Origin of the sequence: Pseudoalteromonas sp. ASV78 (assembly GCF_047806705.1) — a bacterium.
Lineage (GTDB): Bacteria > Pseudomonadota > Gammaproteobacteria > Enterobacterales > Alteromonadaceae > Pseudoalteromonas > Pseudoalteromonas prydzensis_A.
Genome location: NZ_JBLOPA010000001.1, coordinates 658621 through 680238, shown reverse-complemented (window position 1 = coordinate 680238; position 21618 = coordinate 658621). Strand labels below are relative to the sequence as shown.

The 21618-nt window shown below is 43.2% G+C and carries 21 protein-coding genes; 2 read left to right on the top strand and 19 right to left on the bottom strand.

From position 1 onward, the window contains the following. Positions 1-143: 143 nt before the first annotated feature. The 5 genes from prpF to ACMVDV_RS02990 all read right to left on the bottom strand — a co-directional run bounded on the left by prpF (position 144) and on the right by ACMVDV_RS02990 (position 6866). Positions 144-1319 carry a 2-methylaconitate cis-trans isomerase PrpF gene (gene prpF, locus ACMVDV_RS03010; RefSeq protein WP_416157140.1) on the bottom strand — a complete coding sequence of 392 codons (1176 nt, stop codon included), beginning with the start codon at positions 1317-1319 and terminating at the stop codon, positions 144-146. Positions 1320-1328: 9 nt separating this feature from the next. Next, positions 1329-3935: a Fe/S-dependent 2-methylisocitrate dehydratase AcnD gene (gene acnD, locus ACMVDV_RS03005; protein WP_416157139.1), complete on the bottom strand. Its 2607-nt coding sequence runs from the start codon at positions 3933-3935 to the stop codon at positions 1329-1331. A gap of 128 nt (positions 3936-4063) precedes the next feature. After that, positions 4064-5188: a 2-methylcitrate synthase gene (prpC, locus tag ACMVDV_RS03000; RefSeq protein WP_416157138.1), complete on the bottom strand. Its 1125-nt coding sequence runs from the start codon at positions 5186-5188 to the stop codon at positions 4064-4066. Between the two features lie 33 nt (positions 5189-5221). Further along, positions 5222-6094, bottom strand: coding sequence for a methylisocitrate lyase (gene prpB, locus ACMVDV_RS02995; RefSeq protein WP_064667053.1), 873 nt, complete (start codon positions 6092-6094; stop codon positions 5222-5224). Positions 6095-6161: 67 nt separating this feature from the next. Then, positions 6162-6866 carry a GntR family transcriptional regulator gene (locus ACMVDV_RS02990; RefSeq protein ID WP_192542103.1) on the bottom strand — a complete coding sequence of 235 codons (705 nt, stop codon included), beginning with the start codon at positions 6864-6866 and terminating at the stop codon, positions 6162-6164. 266 nt (positions 6867-7132) lie between these two features. Here ACMVDV_RS02990 and rsmF point away from each other — a divergent pair, with 266 nt between their 5' ends. Further along, positions 7133-8569: a 16S rRNA (cytosine(1407)-C(5))-methyltransferase RsmF gene (gene rsmF / locus ACMVDV_RS02985; RefSeq protein WP_416157137.1), complete on the top strand. Its 1437-nt coding sequence runs from the start codon at positions 7133-7135 to the stop codon at positions 8567-8569. Between the two features lie 366 nt (positions 8570-8935). Beyond that, positions 8936-9754, top strand: a complete 819-nt coding sequence (locus ACMVDV_RS02980) for a polysaccharide deacetylase family protein (RefSeq protein ID WP_416157136.1) — start codon at positions 8936-8938, stop codon at positions 9752-9754. 15 nt (positions 9755-9769) lie between these two features. Here the strand turns inward: ACMVDV_RS02980 and ACMVDV_RS02975 are convergent, their stop codons facing one another. The 14 genes from ACMVDV_RS02975 to yceD form a co-directional block, all read right to left on the bottom strand. Beyond that, positions 9770-11623 carry a metallophosphatase gene (locus ACMVDV_RS02975; protein ID WP_416157135.1) on the bottom strand — a complete coding sequence of 618 codons (1854 nt, stop codon included), beginning with the start codon at positions 11621-11623 and terminating at the stop codon, positions 9770-9772. Positions 11624-11630: 7 nt separating this feature from the next. Then, entirely contained in the window at positions 11631-12410 is a 780-nt protein-coding gene (locus ACMVDV_RS02970; RefSeq protein ID WP_416157134.1) for a TatD family hydrolase, read from the bottom strand. A gap of 11 nt (positions 12411-12421) precedes the next feature. Further along, entirely contained in the window at positions 12422-12748 is a 327-nt protein-coding gene (locus ACMVDV_RS02965) for a PilZ domain-containing protein (RefSeq protein ID WP_304184513.1), read from the bottom strand. An 8-nt stretch (positions 12749-12756) separates the two neighbouring features. After that, positions 12757-13653: a DNA polymerase III subunit delta' gene (holB, locus tag ACMVDV_RS02960; RefSeq protein ID WP_416157133.1), complete on the bottom strand. Its 897-nt coding sequence runs from the start codon at positions 13651-13653 to the stop codon at positions 12757-12759. A 1-nt stretch (position 13654) separates the two neighbouring features. After that, on the bottom strand, positions 13655-14284 hold the full coding sequence (gene tmk, locus ACMVDV_RS02955; RefSeq protein ID WP_304184517.1) for a dTMP kinase: 630 nt from the start codon (positions 14282-14284) through the stop codon (positions 13655-13657). 26 nt (positions 14285-14310) lie between these two features. Further along, the gene (mltG, locus tag ACMVDV_RS02950) at positions 14311-15312 is read right to left on the bottom strand and encodes an endolytic transglycosylase MltG (RefSeq protein WP_416157132.1); all 1002 of its coding nucleotides are present in this window, start codon (positions 15310-15312) and stop codon (positions 14311-14313) included. Next, positions 15306-16109, bottom strand: coding sequence for an aminodeoxychorismate lyase (gene pabC / locus ACMVDV_RS02945; RefSeq protein ID WP_416157131.1), 804 nt, complete (start codon positions 16107-16109; stop codon positions 15306-15308). Before pabC ends, mltG begins: the two co-directional genes overlap by 7 nt. A gap of 76 nt (positions 16110-16185) precedes the next feature. Next, complete coding sequence (gene fabF / locus ACMVDV_RS02940; RefSeq protein WP_416157130.1) at positions 16186-17424, bottom strand: beta-ketoacyl-ACP synthase II; 1239 nt, start codon at positions 17422-17424, stop codon at positions 16186-16188. Between the two features lie 112 nt (positions 17425-17536). Continuing rightward, the gene (gene acpP, locus ACMVDV_RS02935; RefSeq protein ID WP_016707440.1) at positions 17537-17773 is read right to left on the bottom strand and encodes an acyl carrier protein; all 237 of its coding nucleotides are present in this window, start codon (positions 17771-17773) and stop codon (positions 17537-17539) included. A 239-nt stretch (positions 17774-18012) separates the two neighbouring features. Next, entirely contained in the window at positions 18013-18759 is a 747-nt protein-coding gene (gene fabG, locus ACMVDV_RS02930; protein WP_416157129.1) for a 3-oxoacyl-ACP reductase FabG, read from the bottom strand. 12 nt (positions 18760-18771) lie between these two features. After that, complete coding sequence (gene fabD / locus ACMVDV_RS02925) at positions 18772-19698, bottom strand: ACP S-malonyltransferase (RefSeq protein ID WP_304184539.1); 927 nt, start codon at positions 19696-19698, stop codon at positions 18772-18774. A 59-nt stretch (positions 19699-19757) separates the two neighbouring features. Continuing rightward, on the bottom strand, positions 19758-20801 hold the full coding sequence (gene plsX / locus ACMVDV_RS02920) for a phosphate acyltransferase PlsX (protein WP_304184541.1): 1044 nt from the start codon (positions 20799-20801) through the stop codon (positions 19758-19760). A 12-nt stretch (positions 20802-20813) separates the two neighbouring features. Further along, positions 20814-20984, bottom strand: a complete 171-nt coding sequence (gene rpmF, locus ACMVDV_RS02915) for a 50S ribosomal protein L32 (protein WP_002962381.1) — start codon at positions 20982-20984, stop codon at positions 20814-20816. A 9-nt stretch (positions 20985-20993) separates the two neighbouring features. After that, positions 20994-21518: a 23S rRNA accumulation protein YceD gene (gene yceD, locus ACMVDV_RS02910; RefSeq protein WP_301562317.1), complete on the bottom strand. Its 525-nt coding sequence runs from the start codon at positions 21516-21518 to the stop codon at positions 20994-20996. Positions 21519-21618 lie beyond the last annotated feature (100 nt).

The following is a 21618-nucleotide window of genomic DNA, read 5'->3' as shown; positions in this document are numbered from 1 at the left end:
TTGAATTATTCTACTTTAGAATGAGCAGATACAATGGAGAATTGTTAACTGGATGATACAATTACATACAATGCCGTTTACATTTTTTCACATAAACACAGGGGAAAAGTGGCTTGGCAGCCACTTGCAAGTTTATTTGTACCTTAATTGACTTCAGGCACCCGCACTACACCTTCCATAAGTACTCGAGCGCTTCGACTCATACTGGCTTTTGTTACTTGCCAATCACCATCAATCAGCTGTGCTTTTGCGCCGACTTTTAAAGTGCCTGAAGGGTGGCCAAAGTTCACTTCGCTTAGTTGACCACCGCCCGCAGCAATATTAACGAGCGATCCTGCTATCGCAGCTGCTGTGCCGATTGCAACAGCTGCTGTGCCCATCATGGCATGATGCAGCTTACCCATCGACATAGCGCGAACCAGTAGATCAATACTGTCTTGCCTGATCGCTTTGCCACTTGATGCTACATAGCTGTTTGCCTTACTGACAAAGGCCACTTTTGGTGTATGTTGACGCGCTGCCGCTTCACTAATATGACCGATCAAGCCCATTTTTACGGCACCATGCGCACGAATAGACTCAAGCTTAGCTAACGCTTGTTCGTCATTATTTATATCATCTTGCAGCTCAGTGCCGGTGTAACCAATATCCTGCGCATTAACAAATATGGTGGGAATGCCGGCGTTGATCATGGTCGCTTTTAGTACGCCAAACTCTGCTACTTCGAGGTCGTCAACAATATTGCCTGTAGGAAATAACACGCCATCATCATCGGCAGGATCGATAAACTCAAGTTTTACCTCAGCCGCGGGAAATGTCACGCCGTCGAGTTCAAAGTCACCGGTTTCTTGTACTTCACCATTGCTTATAGGCACATGTACTAAAATGCTTTTTTTGATATTCGCTTGCCAAACCCGCACTACAGCCACACCGTTCTCGGGAATGCGGCTAGCGTCAACAAGGCCATTACTAATTGCAAATGCGCCTACCGCCGAGGTTAAATTACCGCAGTTCCCGCTCCAATCAACAAACGCTTTATCAATAGCAACTTGGCCAAATAAGTAATCAACATCGTGATCAGCTTGCTCACTTTTACTTAAAATAACGGTTTTACTGGTACTAGAAGTAGCCCCGCCCATACCATCGGTCTGTTTGCCATATGGATCTGGGCTACCAATCACACGCAATAACAAGTTATCGCGCGCAGAGCCCGCCACTTGGGCAGCCTCTGGCAAATCAGTTAAATTAAAAAACACCCCTTTACTGGTGCCACCGCGCATATAGGTGGCAGGCACTTTAATTTGTGGTTTAAATGTCATTACAATTCCTTATACGCTTTGCGTGGCTTCTAAAAAGTCTTGCGCAAAGCGTTGTAATACACCGCCTGCGGCATAGATAGATAATTCTTCTTGGGTATCGATTCGGCATTTGGTTGGCACCGTGAGTACTTCGCCATCGACTCGCGTAATGATTAAATTAACGCTTCCACCTGGAGTTAGCTCACCTGCTACGTCGTAACTTTCACTGCCATCAAGCTTAAGCGTTTTACGCGTAGTGCCCGCTGTAAATTCCAGCGGTAATACACCCATGCCGATTAAGTTAGTACGGTGAATGCGCTCAAAGCCTTCGGCCGCGATAACTTCAACACCGGCTAAACGCACGCCTTTGGCTGCCCAATCACGTGAAGAACCTTGGCCATAATCAGCCCCAGCAACAATAATTAATGGTTGTTTACGCTGCATATAGGTTTCGATTGCTTCCCACATCCGAGTAACTGTGCCCTCTGGCTCAATACGCGCATAAGAGCCTTGTTTCACTTCGCCATTTTCAATCACCATTTCATTAAGTAATTTAGGATTAGCAAAGGTTGCCCGTTGTGCCGTTAAATGATCGCCACGGTGCGTGGCATAGGAGTTAAAGTCTTCTTCTGGCACACCCATATGTGTTAAGTACTCACCTGCTGCGCTGTTGGCCATAATTGCATTCGAGGGCGATAAATGGTCCGTTGTTATGTTATCGCCAAGCACCGCTAATGCACGCATGCCTTTCATGGTGCGCTCACCAGCAAGCGCCCCTTCCCAATATGGCGGGCGACGAATATAAGTACTTTGTGGGCGCCAATCGTAAAGTGGGTCGTTATCTTCACCGTAATCAACGGTTAAATTAAACATCGGCTCGTAAACCTTCTTATACTGCTCAGGTTTTACGCTTTGTTTAATAACCGCATCGATTTCTTCATCCGACGGCCAAATATCTTTTAGCGTAACATCGTTACCTTGCTGATCTTTACCCAGTACGTCTTTTTCAATATCAAAACGAATAGTTCCTGCAATGGCATAGGCAACTACTAATGGCGGAGACGCTAAAAACGCTTGCTTAGCGTACGGGTGAATACGGCCATCAAAATTACGATTACCCGAAAGCACTGCCGTGGCGTATAAATCACGATCTATCACTTCTTGTTGAATAACGGGATCCAGCGCGCCACTCATACCATTACAAGTGGTGCAGGCAAAGCCAACAATACCAAAACCAAGTTGCTCTAGTTCTGACAGTAATTTGGCATCTTCAAGATACGATTGCACCGTTTTTGAACCCGGTGCTAATGAGGTTTTAACCCATGGCTTGCGAGTTAAGCCCTTGGCGTTAGCATTGCGCGCAATAAGACCAGCTGCAATGACGTTACGTGGATTACTAGTATTCGTACAACTGGTGATAGCAGCAATAATACAGGCACCGTCCGGCATTAAACCTGCTTCATTTTCAACCACCCCAGAGATCCCTTGCGCTGCCAAGTCACTGGTTGCAACACGACGATGCGGATTTGACGGTCCAGCAATGTTGCGGCCAACGCTTGATAGATCAAATTTTAATACCCGATCATACTGCGCTGTTTTTAAACTATCACTCCACAGACCGGTGGTTTTTGCGTAGTTTTCAACGAGCGCAATTTGCTGTTCTTCACGCCCGGTAAGGCGTAAATAGTCAATGGTCATCTGGTCGATATAAAACATCGCGGCGGTGGCACCAAATTCTGGTGTCATATTTGAGATAGTAGCACGATCGCCTAAAGTCAGTGCATCGGCACCTTCTCCATAAAACTCTAAATAGCTTGATACGACACGCTGGCCACGTAAAAACTCGGTGATCGCAAGCACAATATCTGTTGCCGTAATACCAGGCTGGCGCTTACCACTGAGTTCAACACCGATGATATCAGGCAAACGCATATAAGAGGCGCGGCCAAGCATCACGCTTTCGGCTTCAAGGCCGCCCACACCAACTGCAATCACACCTAACGCATCAACATGCGGTGTGTGGCTATCAGTACCGACTAAGGTATCAGGAAAAGCAATCCCATCGCGGTTTTGGATCACCGGCGACATTTTCTCAAGGTTGATTTGATGCATAATGCCGTTACCCGGTGGGATCACATCAATATTTTTAAACGCAGTTTTGGTCCAATTAATAAAGTGGAAACGGTCATCGTTGCGTCTATCTTCAATAGCGCGGTTTTTTTCAAAAGCATCGGGATCAAACCCTGCGTATTCAACGGCTAATGAGTGATCAACAATCAGCTGTGTTGGTACCACAGGGTTAACTTTGGCTGGATCGCCGCCTTTGGCAGCAATGGCATCGCGCAGGCCTGCTAAATCAACTAAAGCGGTTTGCCCTAAAATATCGTGGCAGACTACCCGCGCGGGATACCAAGGGAAATCTAAATCTTGCTTGCGCTCTATAATTTGTTTAAGCGCATCATTGAGCATATCGGGGTCGCAGCGACGCACTAAGTTCTCTGCTAATACACGGGATGTATAAGGCAATGTTGCATATGCGCCCGGTTTGATAGCATCAACCGCGGCTTGCGTGTCAAAATAATCGACGTTGCTATTTGGTAACGGTTTTCGGTATTGGCTGTTATTAATAATAGTCATGGTAAGACTCGCTAAATTGGGTGACGGTGGCTGCACACAGGTAGCGTGTTTAAGGAAAGTTTGAGAAAAACTGTCAGCTCAAGGCTATGTGCAAAAAACGGTGGGCTCATATGCGCCCACCCTGTGTCTTAACGTAATTCAATCGGCGTATAGCTGCGTGCTTCCGGCCCGGTGTAATCAGCACTTGGACGAATAATACGGTTATTAGCGCGTTGCTCTTTTACATGCGCAGTCCAGCCTGTAACCCGGCTCATCACAAAAATAGGGGTAAATAATTTCGTTGGGATACCCATAAAGTGATACGCCGAAGCATGGAAAAAATCGGCATTACAGAATAATTTTTTCTCACGCCACATAATTTCTTCACAGCGCACTGACACGGGATAAAGTACCTCGTCGCCTACTTCTGCAGCGAGTTTTTCAGACCATTGTTTAATGATCACATTACGTGGATCTGATTCGCGATAAATAGCATGACCAAAGCCCATAATTTTATCTTTACGCGCTAACATGCCCATGATTTCTTGCTCTGCATGATCGGCATCTGTAAAGCCTTCAATCATGTCCATCGCAGCTTCATTCGCGCCGCCATGTAATGGCCCACGTAACGTACCAATGGCACCCGTTACACACGAATGAATATCCGATAAGGTGGATGCACAGACACGACCGGTAAAGGTCGAAGCATTAAACTCATGCTCTGCATAGAGAATAAGCGACACGTTCATCACTTGTGCAAATAATTCAGACGGTGCTTTATCATGTAATAACGTTAGAAAGTGCGCGCCAACTGAATCATCATCAGTTTGCGTTTCAATACGCACGCCATCGTGAGTAAAGCGATACCAGTAACAAATAATACTTGGGAATACCGCAACCATACGATCAATGGCATCATTCGCTTGACTAAAATCATGCTCCATTTCAAGGTTACCCAACATAGAGCAACCGGTACGCATCACATCCATTGGATGCGCGTCTTTTGGAATATTCTCAAGCACTGTTTTCAGTGCTGTTGGCAAGCCGCGTAGGCTTTTGAGTTTTGCTTTATATTCTGCAAGTTCGGCTGCAGTGGGTAGTTCACCACGTGAAAGTAAAAATGATACTTCTTCAAACTGTGCTTTTTCTGCAAGCTCTGCAATATCATAACCGCAGTAAGTTAAACCCGAGCCCGTTTGCCCTACTGTACATAATGCTGTTTGACCGGCAACTTGACCACGTAAACCTGCGCCACCTAATGCTTTATCAACCATCTCTGTTCTCCTTAAATATTGTTATTATTGCGATTATTTATTTGCTGAAAAAAGGCTATCAAGGGTGTTTTCATAGCTGTGATAGTCTAAAAAGTCATACAGTTCAGCACGTGTTTGCATGTTTTCAATTTGGCTTTGTTGTGAGCCTTCATTTAAAATAGCTGAATACACATTTAATGCCGCTTTATTCATCGCTCTAAACGCACTTAACGGGTAAAGCACCAGTTGCACACCCACATCACTTAACTGCTCTTTAGTATAAATTGGCGTTTGCCCAAACTCTGTAATGTTGGCCAAAACAGGCACGCTAAGCGCTTTGGTAAATGCTTGATAATCAGCAAGGTCGTGTACGGCTTCTGCAAATATCGCATCGGCACCGGCTTCAACGCAGGCAGCAGCACGGTCAATCGCGGCATTTAAGCCTTCTTTTTGAAACGCATCAGTACGCGCCATAATGTAAAAATCGCTATCCGTTTTTGCATCAACCGCCGCTTTAATACGGTCAACCATTTCCGCTTGCGAGACTATTTCTTTATTAGGACGATGGCCACAACGCTTTTGTGCTACTTGGTCTTCAATATGAAACCCTGCAGCCCCCGCTTTAGTCATTTCTTTTACTGTACGGGCAATATTAAACGCCCCGCCCCAACCGGTATCGGCATCCACTAACAGTGGCAAGTCACTGGCACCAGTAATACGGCGAATATCTTCCAGCACATTATCAAGGCTGGTCATACCGAGATCAGGCATACCGAAAGAGGCATTCGCCACTCCCGCACCTGATAAGTAAATGGCTTGATGGCCCATTTTTTCAGCCATCATCGCAGTGTATGCGTTGATTGTGCCCACCACTTGCAGTGGATGATTATTGGCAATCGCCTGTTTGAACTTTGATCCTGCTGACATTGCTGTCTCCTTTGAACGGGGTTGCTCTATAACAACTTGTATTTTTTAATGGTTTAATATGACGTTTTTACTGCTCTGCGCGCTCATTTTGCGCGGCATGTAAGTTAAATTTTGTTTGTATGTTGGCTTGCGATGCACTGATATGGCGCTTCATTAATAACTCAGCCAGCTCACCATCGTGATTTTCAATCGCATTGATAATAGCTAAATGTTCATCAAACGCTTTTGATACGCGCGGTCCAACCATGCCCATTTGCACTCGATACATACGAATTAACTGATAAAGCCCGTTACTCAATAAATGAATAAGGTGGTCATTTTTACTGCCTTTAATAATCCGGTAATGAAAATCTAAATCGCCCGCTTCTTGGTAATAAGACTCACCTTCTTTGACTCGCTGAGTTTGTAAATGCTGATTAAGTAATTGTTTTAAACTTTGCACTTCATCGGGTGCCATATTGTCGGCAGCTAAACGACAGGCTAAGCCTTCTAGGGCGCTGCGTACTTGGTATACTTCGATTAACCGCTCAGCGGTCAAGGCAACAACCCGACACCCTACATTGGCTTTTCGCTCAACCAAGTAACAACTTTCAAGGCGGTTTAATGCTTCGCGTAATGTGGCACGGCTTACGCCATAACGCTTTGCCAGCTCCGGCTCAGAAATTTTACTGCCTTGCTCAATGCTGCCTTCAACTATCTCACGGCGCATATCTACAAACACTTGATCTGAGGCTGTGGTAATGAGTGTTTCGCTAAAAGCATCTTGGGTCATTAATCACTTCTTTAAGATTGTCGACAATTCGTATTGACACTATGGTAGTTCGTGCTAACAGAGTCAAGCCTAATTCGGCAGAAAAATCACAAAAACACAATTATTGTCGACATAACTTAAATTTATAATGGTTAATTTGGCCGTTAAATACCGTAAACCAAGAAAACTGTCGACATGGCAAGTACTGTTAAAATCTCTTCTCAGGCGCTGCTCTTGTGCGTTAAAAGTGCTAAAATGCGCTTTTATTTTTATCTGTGAGCTTAGTCTTGGACGCCAACACGTATATTCCCCAGCATTTTATCGATGACGTAAACACCTATATACCTGAGCACTTGGATCTCGCTGATTTTATTAGTGCCTGTCGCAGGCCACTGCGTAAATCAATTCGCGTCAATACCTTAAAAATGTCGGTTGTTGAATTTAAACGTATTGCTGAACAAAAAGGCTGGCAGTTAACACCTGTGCCTTGGTGCGAAGAAGGTTTTTGGTTAGAGCGCCCTGCAGAGGAAGAACAAGCACTGGCACTGGGTAATACCGATTTACATTTAAGTGGTGCTATGTATGTGCAAGAAGCAAGCTCCATGTTGCCAGCTATGGCACTAAAAGAGTCATTAGCCCAGGCACAGCATGTCCTTGATATGGCCTCGGCGCCAGGCTCTAAAACCTCACAGCTCGCCGCACTAATGGATAACCAAGGCGTACTGGTTGCCAATGAATTATCGTCATCACGGTTAAAAGTACTCAGTGCCACCTTAAAACGCATGGGGGTGGGTAATTGTGCCTTATCCCATTTTGATGGAGTGATTTTTGGCGACTACATGTTTGAATGCTTTGACAGTATTTTACTCGACGCCCCCTGCTCAGGCGAAGGTACCGTGCGCAAAGACGCAGATGCGTTAAAAAACTGGTCAATCGAATCAAATATTGATATCGCAAAAGTACAAAAGGATCTGATCAAAAGTGCCTTTTATGCATTAAAACCAGGTGGCACGTTAGTCTATTCAACCTGCACATTGACACCGCTTGAAAACCAACAAGTGTGTGAGTACCTTTTAAATGAGTTTCCTGAGCAATTGGCCGTGCAACCCTTAGATAACTTATTTGCAGGTGCTGAGCGCGCTACAACAGCAGAGGGTTATTTACATGTTTGGCCGCAAACATTCGACAGTGAAGGGTTTTTTATTGCTAAATTTAAAAAGCTTGCCAGTTGCGACAACCCCAATCAAAAAGTTAAAAAAGGTGCATTTCCGTTTCAGCCGTTTGACAAAAAGCCCAGCCAGGCTTTTTACGCTGAATTAAAAAAGCAATTTGGCATCACGGCGCTGAGCGGTTCGTTAATGCAACGGGATAAAGAGCTGTGGTTGTTTCCAGAAGAGTTTGCTGCCATTGAAAATAAAATAAAGTACGCGCGTTTAGGGATCCAGCTAGGCATGATCCATAAAAATGGCGTACGGCTAAATCACGAATTTGCCACTGTGTTTGGCAATCGTTGTAAAAGTAATCGCTTCGCATTGACTGATCAGCAAGCTAATGATTATTTTCAAGGCAAAGATATCCGTTTAGACAAACCAACCAATACCCTAGGTGAAGTAGTTCTCACCTTATGTGGCTGTCCGATCGGGCTGGGTAAATGGCAAAAAAATAAAATTAAAAATTCCCTGCCTCGGGATCTGGTACAAAATAATCAGTTAATAACCTGGTGACAATAAGCTGTGCATAAGCTGACCACAAGCAATGGATAAATTTTGTACTGATACGGTGATTTTTATGCAAATAGCTGTTTTACAAGCAGTATAAAATTTAATCATTTATTGGGCATTTTTACATCTGTTAACTACACTTAATATTACTTTCTACTTCTCCCTTAATGAATTTAGAAGGTGTTTTTAAAGTTAGCGCAGGCTCACTAGAGCCATCCCCTAAGCCCAGAACAATGCGGATCCGTTCTGGGCATTTTTTTGTCTATAAATAAGCTATCGTCTTGAAATTTATTCAGTCACTTAGGTACTCATTGCTTTATTACACATAACTTGTTTCTATATATAGACTAAGAAAGTGTAAGGACTACCATGTTAAAAATATCTTCATTGATCATAACTATTTCAGTACTATCATTCTCTGTTATTGCCAATCCTGAGTCGCAAAAATACCTTGGTTTTAATTACCCGCATAAAGCGCGCAATGCCGTGAGTATCACTTTTGATGATGCCCGCCACAGCCAAGTCGATGTCGGCACCGCTATTTTGGACAAACACCAAGTCAAAGCGACTTTTTATGTTTCCCCTTTTAACGTTAAAGAACGTCTAACTAAATGGCAAGACGCTGTAAAATCGGGCCATGAAATTGCAAACCATACCAGCAGTCATGTCTGTACTGGTAACTTTGAATGGTTACGTAAGCAAAACCTGTCACTGGAAGAAACCACCCTAGCTTGGCTTGAAAATGATATTCTCACTGCGCAAACTTATTTAACACAGCAATTAGGCGTAACGCCACGGGCATTCGCATACCCATGTGGTAACACCTTTGTTGGCCGTGGTGTCGATACCAAAAGCTATGTGCCAATTATTGCTAAACATTTTGACAGTGGCCGTACGTGGTTAGATGAATCAGCAAATAACCCAAATTTTACCGACTTCGCACAGCTAACGGGGCTAAGAATTGACGGTCTGAGTTTTGCCGAAATCATCACTATGCTGGAGCAACTACGAGAAAATAACGCATGGTTAATTTTAGCAGGCCATGAGATTGGTAAAGGGGATCAATACACCACAGATGCTAAAGTGCTCGAGCAATTGCTTGTGTATTTACAAGACCCTGACAATGGATACTGGATTGATACCGTCAGTAATGTGGGTGATTACGTTAGAGCTAACCGTAAAAAGTAGATTAGCTCAAGCCACTTAATTATCATTTAAATCAAACTCTGTGGTGCGGCTATCCGCATGAATAAGTTGATAGCGGACAAGCTTTCCTGCTTTTAGATCAATCAAACTGATCGCGGCATCGCTCACTAAGTATTTTTGGCCATCGCCCTTGGTTTGATGTTTATCGACTTCCATCTGCCAACGTTTGGTAAAAAAGTTCAGTGGGCTTTTCGGGGCATATAAAATCGAGTCGAGCTTATCAAGAATATTAATTAACTTACGGGGAAACTCATTCTTTATGCCGCTGGCGGTTAGTTGCCAAATACGGTTTGGGTGCTTACCAAAGCGTTTTTGCACTGAAAAACAAAATGAATAATGCACATCGCCGGATAAAATCAGTGTTTCTTTGGGAGTATCATCGCGGCGAAAGGTATCGAGTAATTTTTTGGCTGAGCCTTCGTGAGCCATCCAGTTTTCTACATCGACCAGCAAAGGTTGCCCACACATATTAAATAACGCTTGAATAGCTTCAATTGATTTTACCCCAAACACCGGCGCAGGCGATACTATAATAACCTGCTCATGGGTTAGTAGGCTGTTTTCAAGCTCAGTGAGGCGCTCCCAATCAAGCAAGCCTGAAGGTTCATTAAAGTTTTGCTCATTACGCCAGCGATGAGTGCGAGTATCCAATACCACAACTTTAGGCACAGTATTGAGCTCATAATGCCAATGATTAAACTCCAATACCGTTTTATCAAACGCTTTAAATTGCCATTGCTTTTGATTGCTTAAACTGGCTTTAAAATCATCGATTAACGCTCCCGTTTTAACTCCCGCATCATTACCAAAGCCTTGCATCAACCAATAACTGATCAAGCCATTATTAACAATACGCCGACTAACTGGGTGTTGATAAATCACTTGCTCCCAGCCTGCGGTTAAATTCCAATCATCAGTGACATCATGATCATCAAACATCATCAGTGTTGATACATTGGCAAATAATCGCTGTACCTCGTGTAGTCCTTCACTAAATTGCGTTAACGCCTGTTTTTCACTATCGAACAGTTGTTGGCATTTAGCTGTTTTAGCCTGATAGCTGATTGACTGTAAATCAATTAGCGACCAAACAACGGGGCTAAAATTAAGTAAGTACAGCGCGATAAATTCTTCAAATGAGACTAAATGATTGGCTGCTTTTAAGCTAGAGAAGTGTGGTTCGTCTTTTTTTAACCAATAGCCGACACCTATTTTATTACGCTGTTGCCACGGCACTTTAGGCAAGAAAAGATGACGTTGATAAAGTTGTTCTGCTAAATCGCTAGGCAGTGCAATATCCAGTGGCTGCTCTTTGTAAATGCCCAGCAATTCAATCAGCCGATATATGGCGATTAACATTGCTGCGGCTACATCATCAGCATACACTTGATCGCCCGACAACAATAAAATATCAGCCCCCGCCTTACCTTGGCTGCGCTGCGCTGCTTGCCATCGCTGTGCAGCAACTAAACTATCTTGAGCTGGGTGATGCGGATTACGGCACGAGCCATGAAATATTTGCTCTAGTGTTTGTGGGATCACAAACTCCGGGGTTGCTTTGCCATCGTAACAAAAATCACTGAGATCAACTTGCTGCTTATCGTTATACAGGCGATAACCCAGTAGTACATCCGTAGGTAACTTTTCATGAATCGATTTTAACACTATGAAATGCAAAAATAGCTGGTTACCTAGCGCAAGACTGTGATGTTCACTATAAGTTTCAAGGTTATCCAGCTCAATCCGGTATTGCGAAGGGGTGCTGGTGGCAAATTGAAAACACACCCCTTTGGCATCAGCACGACGCACCATAGGCCCCATTAATAATTCAGGGAGTGCTGCTGTGCTCATACGCTACTTAACCTTTAGCTACTAAATTAAATAACGAATAAAAATTCGCCGTAGTCGCCTCGGCCAGTTCTTTGTAACTCACGCCTTTTAGTTCTGCAATATAATACGCGACATCTTGTACATAGGCTGGCTGATTGGTTTTACCGCGATATGGCACCGGCGCTAAATACGGTGAATCAGTTTCAATTAATAGTCTATCAAGGGGAATTTGCTTAACCACGTCTTTAAGCTCAACGGCATTTTTAAAGGTAACAATGCCTGAAATAGAAATATAAAAACCTAAGTCGATGGCCTTTTTCGCCATTGCCCAATCTTCAGTAAAACAATGAAGTACCCCACCACAGTTTTCGGCGTTATGTTCACGCATTAAATTGATGGTATCTTCACGGGCATCGCGGGTATGAATGATCAGCGGTTTTTGTAGCTCGTTGGCGACTTCAATATGACCGACAAAACTGGCTTGCTGCACTGCATGGGTGTCTTTTGCATAATAATAATCAAGCCCTGTTTCACCGATTGCCACCACTTTATCATGGCTGGCAAGCTCAATAAGACGTTGTTTATCTAAGGCATCTTTTTGATCTAACGGATGGACACCACATGATGCAGAGACATCACTGTAACCCTTAATTTTTTCCAGCATATTCGGGAATTGATCAAGTGTAACGCTCACACATAAAAAGTGCTCTACTTGTTTTGCTCTCGCATTATCAAGTACTTGGTCTAAGTTTAAATCAAGTTTATCAAAGTCGAGGCGGTCTAAATGGCAATGAGAATCTACAATCACGGTACTGCTTACTACATGGTATAAGTTGGATTACCAGAGTTTAACATAGTCCCTAGTAGTTTTTCGATCTTCACATTCAGGTTTGTTTTATCATCAATAAAACTAATACCAATCCCCGGTGGATTTGAGCTTTGTGCACCTTGCGGGGTGATCCATGCGACCTTACCTGTTACCACATCATCTTCAAGTGCATCTGGTAAAGTGACTTTAAGTGCTAAAGAATGGCCCATTTCATACCGCATATTAGTACGCACAAATAAGCCGCCGGTTTTTAAATACGGCATATAACAGCGGTATAACTCGTCTAAATCATCTATATCGACTAATAATTCTTGCACAATCTGTCCTACTTATGGCTGTTACGTAAACGATACGCTAAACGCGAAACTGCTAATGGCAGATTCAATCCGAGTATCTGGGTACTGTTTTGCACAAACTCGGCCAAGGCGTTTTGTGCATTTTGATACGAGTCAAAGTCCATTCCAGTGAGCAGTTGTTGTTTTAATTGCTCGCTTAAAAATAAGCTAAATACACGAACACGTTCGTTATCTTTACTAATGATATCAACTAACGCACTGAAATTATGGCCTTGTTTTAACTCAGTTGCAAATTTATAAAGTTGCTCAATCACCTCAAGCTGCTGATCTTGTTGCCAGCGTGCAACTAACAAGGGCTGCTGAGTAAACATCTTTAACCATGGATAAGCAGGCACGTTTAATTGTGCAATCCACTGCATTGCAGCAGCACTATCATGTACTTTCACTTCACTGAGCGCGCAGCGGCTTAAAATAGTTGCTGGTAATTGTGCTGTAGCATTGGTCGTAAGTAGTAAAAATCGCTGTGGGCTTGGCTCTTCTAAGGTTTTTAGCAGTGCATTTGCAGCAGCCGTGGTCATTTTATGGCAATCATTGATCACCACCACTTTATTGGCATTTTGCGCCGCCGATTGATGCATAAAATCACTGACACTACGGATATCGTCAACACCAATACTTTGTCCGTCGGCTTGTACAGTATATTTATCAGGATGAGTAGCGGCTTGATTTAAGTGGCAGCTTTTACACTGCCCACACGCGACTAAATTTTGCGCTGTGCTACACAATAAGGCATTGGCCAGTTGTTCAACTAAGGCGCGTTTACCGACACCTTGTTGGCCATTAAATAATTGCCCATGATGAAAGCGCCCAGCTTGAAAACTGGCGATGAGTTGCTGGTGAATATCGTTGAGCCAAGGGTAAATCATATTACGGGTTACTTTTTACAAATTGCTCAAGCACCGCGATGATGTCTTGATGGACGAGTTCCATACTCTGCCCTGCATTGACTGTTTTAATGCGCTCATCGTTATTGGCAAGTGCTAAGTAGCGCGCTCGAGTGCGTTCAAAAAAGCTTAATGCTTGCTTTTCGATTCTATCAAGCTCGCCACGGCCTTTGGCGCGGGCAAGGCCCACTGCGGGGTCAATGTCTAAATAAATAGTAAGATCCGGCTTTAAACCTTTTAATACAATATCAGCCAGGGCTGTTAAGCTGCTTGTCGCAATTTCTCTACCGCCGCCTTGGTAAGCTTGTGAGGATAAATCATGGCGATCCCCTAATACCCACTGCCCTTTTGCAAGCGCTGGGCGAATTACATTATGTAACAGTTGCGAGCGAGCAGCGTACATCAACAATAACTCAGTTTCGCTGGCAAGATCTTCATCGTGGCTATCTTTAACTATATTACGTAGCGCTTCAGCAATCGGGGTGCCGCCTGGCTCTCGCACATTAACAAAGTCAATATTGTGTTGTGCTAAAAATTGTTGGCAAATAGCAATTGCCGTTGATTTTCCAGCACCTTCAAGGCCTTCAATCACAATAAATTTTGCTGCTGTCATGATCTCTCTTTTTAGTTTTAAATTCTTTAGTCTAATTTGTTTAACTGTTTTAGATGACGTAAATAAGCTTGCACTGCTTTGTTATGTTCTTTTAAGGTTTTCGAAAACTGATGGCTGCCATCACCTTTTGCAACAAAATACACATACTCAGATTCAGGCGGATTGACTGCCGCTAAAATTGCCGCTTTTGATGGCATGGCGATCGGTGTTGGCGGTAAGCCATTTATTCTATAAGTGTTATACGGTGTATAAGCAGTTAAATCTTTACGCTTAATATCACCATCAAAATCAGCGCCCAAACCATAGATAACGGTAGGATCGGTTTGCAAACGCATATTGGAGTTTAAACGATTACTAAATACTGATGCAATCAATGGTCGTTCACTAGCAAGGCCGGTTTCTTTTTCAATAATTGACGCTAAGATCAACGCCTGATATTGGTTTTCATACGGTAATACGTCTGCTCTTTGCGACCACGCATCATCAAGTACGCTCTGCATTTTTTGATAGGCACGCTTTAATACACTGCTGGCAGAATCATTGGCATGATAATGATAGGTGTCAGGAAACAACCAGCCCTCTAAATGCTGTTCAACACCGGTAATTTGCTCGCCAAGCTCCGTTGCCTGTAAATTTTGCTGCAGATGTGGGGCTACTTTTATATTGCTCAGCACATCACGCAACATTTGCCCTTCAATAATAGTGAAACTAAAGCTCACTTGTTGGCCTTGATTAATACGACGAATATTAGCAAGTACAGTGCCCTCATCAAGCTGATATAAACCTGCTTTTAAATCGGTAAGGGTTGGATCAAGTTTGGCAAGTATTTGATAACGAAAACACCCTTCTAGCCACTTTTTAGCCTGCCACTGTTGGCATAGTTGATTAAACCCCGTGCCTTTTTTAACTTCAAAGAACGTACTCGCTGGGGCAGTTAGTGTACTGTTGATAGTGTTTTGTAATTGCTGATAACCAATGCCAGTGACCAGCAACGCTAACAATACAATAGAGATAATCACTCTTAACACGCAGACTCCTTGGCTAATAAACCATGCAATAGTTTTAAACTCGTTGTTAAATCAAACTCAGTATCAGCAATGGCGATAACAGGCACGATTGCCATTAAACTGTTACACAGATACACCGCATCCATTTGCAGTAATTCGGGCAAGGTAATATCAATAAATTCAATCTCCAACTTATCACACAGTGATTGCAGATAAACCCCTTTGATACCACAGTTTTGTAAATTTGGGCTGACAATACGGCCATTGTGAATGGCAAAAATATTCGCAGCAGAGGCTTCAATCACATTGTTTTGGTAATCGCAAACTAAAACATCATCACATGTTTGCGCGTCCATCGCGCGTTTGATCATCACTTGCTCTAAGCGGTTTAAGGTTTTTAAACCCGCAAATAACGGCTGTGAAGCGAGCTTTATAGGACTGACCGCAAGCTTAACACCCTGCAGTGCTTGCTGATTATAGTGCGCTGGAAAAGCTAACTGCGATAACAAAATAGTAGTCTGCGGCTGCTCAGGCAATGCATACCCTCGTCCGCCTTCACCCCGAGTGACAACTATTTTTAACACACCAAGAGAGACTGATTGGATATAATCGTTAACGGCTTGCGTTAATGCGCTGATATCAAGTTCGTCAAACCCCAATCGTGCGGCACACTCTATTAGCCGTGCGCAATGTAACGGCCAGTGTTCAACCTCTGCATTTTGCACTTTTGCGGTAGTAAAAAAACCATCGCCATAATTTAGGCCGCGGTCTTTATTACTAACGGTGCTCGTTGCATCTGTAAATATAATTGTTTGCATCGGTTTTTGTTTTTTTTTGCATATAAAAAAGCCCAGTCACAACTGGGCTATTATTTTGTCTCGTTGTTAAAAAAGATTATACCTTTTTAAATAGCAACGAGCCATTAGTACCACCAAAACCAAACGAGTTACATAATGCGTAATCAAGTTTCGCATCACGAGCGGTGTGTGGAACATAGTCCAGATCACAACCTTCGTCAGGATTATCAAGGTTAATTGTTGGCGTTACTTTTTGCTCTTGTAATGACAAAATCGTGATTATTGATTCAACAGAACCTGCTGCACCCAATAAGTGACCCATCATTGATTTAGATGAACTCACCATCACATCTTTTGCTGCATTACCAAAGATTGCTTTAACCGCTGAGGTTTCAGCTTTATCACCGGCGTTGGTTGATGTACCGTGAGCGTTGATATAACCCACTTGCCCAGCATTTACACCCGCATCATTAAGCGCATTTTCCATCGCAAGTGCGGCACCGGCACCATCTTCAGGCGGTGACGTCATGTGATACGCATCACCACTCATACCAAAACCAACTAACTCAGCGTAGATTTTAGCGCCACGGGCTTTGGCATGTTCATACTCTTCAAGTACGATTACACCTGCGCCATCAGCCAATACAAAACCATCACGGTCTTTGTCCCACGGACGAGACGCCGCTTGTGGGTCATCGTTACGGGTTGATAATGCACGTGCTGCGTTAAAGCCACCCATACCAATCGGTGTCGATGCTTTTTCAGCGCCACCGGCAACCATGGCATCAGCATCGCCATAGGCAATCATACGCGCCGCATGGCCGATATTATGCAAACCTGTGGTACAGGCTGTAACAATTGAAATATTTGGACCACGCAGACCGTGCATAATCGATAAATGACCTGAGATCATATTGATAATGGTCGACGGCACGTAAAAAGGAGAAAGCTTACGTGGGCCACTGTTTAATAGTTTTATGTGGTTCTCTTCAATCAAAGTTAAACCACCAATGCCTGAACCCACAGCAACACCAACGCGCGGTGCGTTTTGCTCTGTGATTTCAAGGCCAGAATCTTGTAGTGCCTGCACACCCGCTGCTATGCCATATTGGATAAACAAATCCATTTTTTTAGCATCTTTAGGTGACATATAGTTAGATGCATCAAAATCATTCAGCAAGCCTGCGAATTTGGTGCCAAAACTTGAAGTATCGAAATGCGTGATAGTCTGAATACCACTTTTGCCATTTAACAAGCCTTGCCAGGTTGATTCAACATCGTTACCTAGCGGTGTCAACATTCCTAAGCCAGTTACGACGACTCGACGTTTAGCCACGGGTTGCCTCCAATAAGGGAATTATTATTTTAGGTGGGTGTGTACTAAATTAATTAGTATCATATTATGGATAGATTAAGGGCAGCGAATGCTGCCCTTAATTTGCGATTGATTACTCAGCGTGAGCTGTTACGTAATCGATTGCAGCTTGTACTGTAGTGATCTTTTCAGCTTCTTCATCTGGGATCTCAGTGTCAAACTCTTCTTCAAGAGCCATTACTAATTCAACAGTATCAAGTGAATCGGCGCCTAAGTCATCAACGAAAGAAGCTTCATGCTTTACTTCTTCTTCTTTAACACCTAGTTGCTCAATGATGATTTTCTTTACGCGTTCTTGGATGTCGCTCATTCTTCTTTCCTTTATTAAAAACGCCAATGCGTTATTTTCAGATTGCGGCGTAGTTTACGGCGCATAATTCTGTGATTCAAGGATTTGCTGATAAATATTTATCTGGTCAAACCTCTTGAGGGTTATTTGTCTCTTTTATCGCTTATTTTCAACGCGAATTCAAGTATGTTTAAAGCAAGATCACAAAAAATTCAACATTTTTCGACAAACTTATTAAAAACAAAAAAGGAACAAAGTTCCTATACCATATACATAGCACCGTTTACATGCAGGGTTTCACCCGACACATACGCGGCTGCATCAGATGCTAAATAGCATACGGCTGCGGCAATTTCATCCGGTTGACCTAAACGCCCAACGGGCACATTAGCAAGCGTAGCTGCTTTTTGCTCATCTGTAAGCTCATCGGTCATATCTGTTTGGATAAAACCAGGCGCTACTACGTTCACAGTAATGCCACGAGAGGCAACTTCACGTGCCAGTGACTTAGAAAAACCAATTACGCCCGCTTTAGCTGCTGCATAGTTAGCTTGCCCTGCATTGCCCATTGTACCAACAACTGAACCGATATTAATAATACGGCCATTTTTCTTTTTCATCATCGGGCGTAAAACAGCCTTCGATAAACGGAAAATAGAGCTTAGATTCGTATCAATAATATCATCCCATTCAGCGTCTTTCATGCGCATAAGTAAATTATCACGGGTAATACCGGCATTATTTACTAATACATCGATATCACCTAAATCCGCTTTTATCGCTGCAAGTGTTGCCTCAATCGATGCAGGTTCAGTTACGTTAAGCGCATAACCTTTACCATTCTCGGCTAAATATTCACTGATATTTGCAGCACCTGACTCACTGGTTGCAGTACCGGCTACTTTAGCACCTTGTGCCACCAGCATAGTTGCGATTGCTTTACCAATACCGCGGCTTGCACCAGTAATAAGGACAACCTTGCCCTCTAATGAAAATAAATTTGCCATTGTTTCCTACTCTTATTTTGCTGCATCAATGCTGGCTTGATCATTTACCGAGCCACACACCATTGCTTTATCAATACGTTTAGCAAGGCCAGTTAGCACTTTACCTGGGCCAAACTCGTAGCTTTGCGTAATACCTTGTGCCACTAATGCTTGGACTGTTTCAGTCCAACGTACTGGGCTGTATAATTGACGAACCAAAGCATCTTTAATTGCATCCGCTGAATTTGCAGCAGTTACATCAACATTATTAATTACATCACACTTAGGTGTACTAAATGTTAAAGCGGCTAAATCAGCAGCTAATTTTTCTGCCGCTGGTTTCATTAACTCACAATGTGAAGGCACGCTTACCGATAAAGGCAAAGCACGCTTTGCACCGGCTTCTTTACATGCTTCTGAGGCTCTGTCTACTGCGGCTTTATGTCCTGCGATCACAACTTGACCTGGAGAATTATAGTTTACTGGTGCAACAACTTCGCCCTGTGCTGAAGCGTCGCATGCAGCCTTGATCTCATCATCACCTAAACCAATGATCGCCGCCATAGAGCCAACGCCTGCAGGCACAGCCTCTTGCATGTATAAACCACGGTTTTCTACCAGCTTTACAGCTTGGGATAAGCTTAGTACATCTGCACAAACCAGCGCTGAATATTCGCCTAAACTATGGCCGGCCATAGTGACTTCTGCATCTGGATTTGCAGCAAGCCATTGGCGGTAAATCGCCACTGATGCTGTTAATAATGCAGGTTGGGTACGATGGGTTTGATTGAGTTGTTGTTCTGGACCATTAAGTACTAACGCTGCCAAATCATAACCAAGTGCCGCTGATGCTTCTGCAAACGTTGCTTTAACAACGTCAGATTGCTCTAAAAGCTCACTTAACATACCCACTGACTGGGAGCCTTGACCTGGAAAAACAAGTGCAATTTTTTGTGCCATACTTTGCTCTTTTAATTAAACAAATAAATAAATGTTTAAGTACACATCTGACAAAGTTATTAATCGTCAGTTGCGACTTTTTTAGTTGAATGTGTTTGCTCGAAGATAGCTGCTATTTTTTCAGGAAGTTGACGTTCGACTTCCCTGACAGCTTCATCGATAGCAGCATGAAATGCTTTAGCTGAGGCATTTCCATGGCTTTTTACGACAATACCGCGCAATCCTACCAGAGAAGCGCCGTTATACTGGTCGGGGTTCACCCGTTTATAGAGTTTTTTTATGACTGGCTGTAGCATAAAAGCCAAACATTTATAAAAAAAGTGTTTCTGAAGGGCTTTGGTAAGCTTAAACATAATAAGTTTGGCAATGCCTTCGCAGGTTTTTAACGCCACATTACCGACAAACCCTTCGCAGACGATCACATCTGACTTACCAGTGAAAATATCGCTGCCTTCACTGTAACCAATATAATTGAGATGATCACATTGCTGCATTAGTTGCGCAGCTTGTTTGATATCTTCATGGCCTTTAATGTCTTCTGAGCCAATATTTAATAAGCTTACTTTCGGGTTATCGCAACCCAGCGCTTGTCCTGCCACCACGGAACCCATAATGCCAAATTGATATAAGGTTTGCGCATCACAATGCACGTTAGCACCTAAATCAAGTAAGTAAACCGGGTTTTTTCGCTCGGTTGGCACCGCCGATATTAATGCAGGGCGTTTTACGCCTGGCAGCATTTTCAATACGTAATGGGCCATGAATAACAATGCACCGGTATTTCCGGCACTCACGCACGCTTGTGCTTCGCCTGATTTAACTAAATCAAGGGCAACGCGCATGGAAGAATCTTTTTTTGATCGCACAGCAGTAGACGGCTCACAGCCATTTGTTACAACTTCACTGCAATGACGAATAATTAGACGAGGATGAGAAAGAGAATCGAGGGACTCGAGTTCTTTAGATATTACTTTTTCGTTACCACATAAGATTAATCTTAAGTTGGCATTGGCATTTACCGCGTTAACGGCTGCGGGGATAGATGAACGGGGGCCATAATCGCCCCCCATCATATCTAACGCAATGGTTAGATTGGTCAGCATAAAAGCAATCTCTTATTTAGAAATTACTTGAACGCCTTTGTAGTAACCATCTGCAGTCACGTGATGACGACGATGAGTCTCACCAGATGTTTGGTCTACAGTTAAAGTTGGACCACTGATCGCATCGTGTGAACGGCGCATGCCGCGTCTTGCACGAGACTTTTTGCTCTTTTGTACAGCCATAGTCTTCTCCTAAGAATCTTTCTTAAGTTGTTTCAAAATATCAAATGGATTTGGTTTATCCTCTTCCGCTTTTAATACACCAAAGCTGGCAGGCTTTGCTGAATAACTGCATGAAGCTTCGTTGTGGGTAGCTACTAATGGCACTGCTAAAATTAGTTCGTCTTCGATTAAATCAAACACGTTAATTTCACCATTTTCATCGACTGCTACTTCATCGTAGTCTTCTGGAAAATTATCTAACTCTGTATCCTCAGCTACTGGGGAATAAACAAAGTCTTGAACCAAATCCAACCCTAAATCACCATTACAACGTTGACAAGTGACAGTTACGTGTGTGGACAAATTGCCTCTAATCACAGCGAAACCTTGCTCATCGTTTTTGCAATGAATTGTTACCGCTATTTCACCTACTTCTTCCTGCACAACTTCCCGTAAACGGACAAGTTTTTCAAGCGGGACAATGCCGTCGTACTTTAAACGGTGTTGCGCTGCTTTGCCTGGATGAAGAGTGATGGGAATTTTCACCTTTTGCATAGGGGCTGCATCATATAGATAGTTACTTGGTTAGTCAAAGTAAAAAACCATTTTTAGCTGGTTTTTCGCGATTCATTCCTTTGTTTTGCCGACGGATCTG